The organism is Methylibium sp., from assembly GCF_013817365.1.
In the GTDB taxonomy this organism is placed as follows: Bacteria; Pseudomonadota; Gammaproteobacteria; order Burkholderiales; family Burkholderiaceae_C; genus Methylibium.
This window is the reverse complement of sequence record NZ_JACDCU010000557.1, coordinates 1-2,250: the sequence shown is the minus strand read 5'-3', so window position 1 is coordinate 2,250 and position 2,250 is coordinate 1. Positions and strand designations below refer to the sequence as shown.

Here is a 2,250-nt window from a genome sequence, read left to right as displayed (position 1 = left end):
ATGGGCCGACCCGAGAAAGCCGAAAGGCCCCGTGGGGAGGAGCATCGACGGTGCGTGGGGGCCGACATCAGCCGCCGTTCAGTGCATCGGCCCGGGCCTGAGCCGAAGCGAAATCGAGGTCGCCGGTATAGATGGCCCGCCCGCAGATCACTCCCTCGACGCCCTCGCCTTCCACCGCGCACAGCGCCTCGATGTCGGCCAACTTGGACAGTCCGCCCGAAGCGATCACCGGAATGGTGAGCGCCTGGGCCAGCTTCACGGTGGCGTCGATGTTGATGCCGCTGAGCATGCCGTCGCGGCCGATGTCGGTGTAGATCACGCCTTCGACGCCGTAGCCCTCGAACTTCAGCGCCAGATCGACCACCTCGTGCCCGGTGAGCTTGCTCCAGCCGTCGGTCGCCACCTTGCCGTCGCGAGCGTCGAGCCCGACGATGATGTGCCCCCCGAAGGCTGTACAGGCGTCGCGCAGGAAGCCGGGACTCTTGACGGCCGCCGTGCCGATGATCACGAAGGACAGGCCGTCGTCGAGATAGCGCTCGATGGTGTCGAGATCGCGGATGCCGCCGCCGAGCTGCACCGGGATCTCGTCGTCGATCTCGGCCAGGATTGCCTTGATGGCCGCCTCGTTGACCGGCCTGCCGGCGAAGGCACCGTTCAGGTCCACCAGATGCAGGCGCCGGGCGCCGGCGTCGAGCCAGCGGCGTGCCATGGCCGCCGGGTCCTCGCTGAAGGTGGTGGAGTCGTTCATGTCGCCTTGCTTGAGGCGCACACATCGACCGTCTTTCAGGTCGATCGCAGGGATCAGCAGCATGGCCGTCGGCGGTGGAAGGAAACGGGAGTTGGCAGGTCAAGGACGCCAGGCGAGAAAGTTGCGGTACAGGGCCAGGCCGTGCGCCGCGCTCTTCTCGGGATGGAACTGGGTCGCAAAAATGTTATCGCGCGCCACCGCGCTGGTAAAGCGCTCGCCGTACTCGGTTTCACCCACGCTGTGCCCGGCGTGCGCCGGTGCGGCGTAGAAACTGTGGACGAAATAGAACCAGCTGGCGTCAGGCACGCCCGCCCACATCGGGTGGCGGCGGCTTTGCAGCACGCGGTTCCAACCCATCTGCGGCACCTTGTAGCGGCTGCCGTCGGGCTGCAGGCGGCCTTCGAGCTGAAAGCGCCTGACCTGGCCAGGGATGAGTCCCAGGCCGGGCGTGTACTGCTCTTCGCTGTGCTCGAGCAGCATCTGCATGCCCACGCACACGCCCATCAGCGGCTTGCTCGCCGCGGCTTCGAGCACGGCGCCCAGCAACTCCCCGCCATGCGCTTCGCGCAGCTCGCGCATGCAGTCGCGCATGGCGCCCTGGCCGGGCAGCACCACCCGCTCGGCACGGCGAACCTCGCTCGGCTCGGCGGTGACGATGACTTCTACGTCCATGCCGGACTTCGACGCTTCCCGGGCCGCATGCAGCACGGCCTGCGATACCGAGCGCAGGTTGCCCATGCCGTAATCGACGACGGCGACGCTGCGGCTCATCGGGCACGCTCCGCACTTCGCGCTGCGGTGTTCGTCTTCGGAACGACACGACAGCTCATGAGGTCTGCGCGCGGGCGCGGTTCATTTCAAAGCGTTCCCTTGGTCGAAGGCACCACGCCGGCCATGCGCGGATCGCGCTCCAGCGCCATGCGCAGCGCGCGGGCAAACGCCTTGAACACGGTCTCGCACTGGTGGTGGGCGTTGTCACCGTGCAGGTTGTCGATGTGCAGGGTGACGCCGGCATGGTTGACGAAGCCCTGGAAGAACTCGTAGACCAGCTGGGTGTCGAGCGCGCCGACCATGCCGGCCTTGAACGGCACGCGCATGTGCAGACCGGGTCGGCCGGAAAAATCGACCACCACGCGGCTGAGCGCTTCGTCGAGCGGCACGTAGGCATGGCCGTAGCGGCGAATGCCTTTCTTGTCGCCGACCGCCTTGGCAAAGGCCTGGCCCACGGTGATGCCCACGTCTTCGACCGTGTGGTGGCCGTCGATGTGCAGGTCGCCCTGGGCCTCGATGTGCAGGTCGATCAGCCCGTGGCGGGCGATCTGGTCGAGCATGTGGTCGAAGAAACCGATGCCAGTGGCGAGCTGGGCGGCGCCGCTGCCATCGAGGTCTATGCGCACCAGGATCTTGGTTTCGGTGGTGTCGCGGCGCACTTCGGCGATGCGGTGTTCGTGGGGTGCAGTGTTCATGACAGGCAGTCTTTCAGCGCAGCGATCATCCGGTCG

3 protein-coding genes are annotated in these 2,250 nt (G+C 66.9%); all 3 read right to left on the bottom strand.

Annotated elements, in window-relative coordinates; translation table 11 throughout:
* Positions 1 to 67 precede the first annotated feature (67 nt).
* The 3 genes from hisA to hisB all read right to left on the bottom strand — a co-directional run bounded on the left by hisA (position 68) and on the right by hisB (position 2,214).
* Complete coding sequence (hisA, locus tag H0W38_RS21240; RefSeq protein WP_292457949.1) at positions 68 to 811, bottom strand: 1-(5-phosphoribosyl)-5-[(5-phosphoribosylamino)methylideneamino]imidazole-4-carboxamide isomerase; 744 nt, start codon at positions 809 to 811, stop codon at positions 68 to 70.
* Positions 812 to 847: 36 nt separating this feature from the next.
* Positions 848 to 1,519: an imidazole glycerol phosphate synthase subunit HisH gene (hisH, locus tag H0W38_RS21235; protein WP_292457947.1), complete on the bottom strand. Its 672-nt coding sequence runs from the start codon at positions 1,517 to 1,519 to the stop codon at positions 848 to 850.
* An 86-nt stretch (positions 1,520 to 1,605) separates the two neighbouring features.
* The gene (gene hisB, locus H0W38_RS21230) at positions 1,606 to 2,214 is read right to left on the bottom strand and encodes an imidazoleglycerol-phosphate dehydratase HisB (protein WP_292457944.1); all 609 of its coding nucleotides are present in this window, start codon (positions 2,212 to 2,214) and stop codon (positions 1,606 to 1,608) included.
* Positions 2,215 to 2,250: the final 36 nt, after the last annotated feature.

Excerpts from the sequence above, each read along its gene's own strand:
- hisB (WP_292457944.1), bottom strand. The coding sequence starts at position 2,214 with ATGAACACTGCACCCCACGAACACCGCATCGCCGAAGTGCGCCGCGAC.
- hisA (WP_292457949.1), bottom strand. The coding sequence starts at position 811 with ATGCTGCTGATCCCTGCGATCGACCTGAAAGACGGTCGATGTGTGCGC.
- hisH (WP_292457947.1), bottom strand. The coding sequence starts at position 1,519 with ATGAGCCGCAGCGTCGCCGTCGTCGATTACGGCATGGGCAACCTGCGC.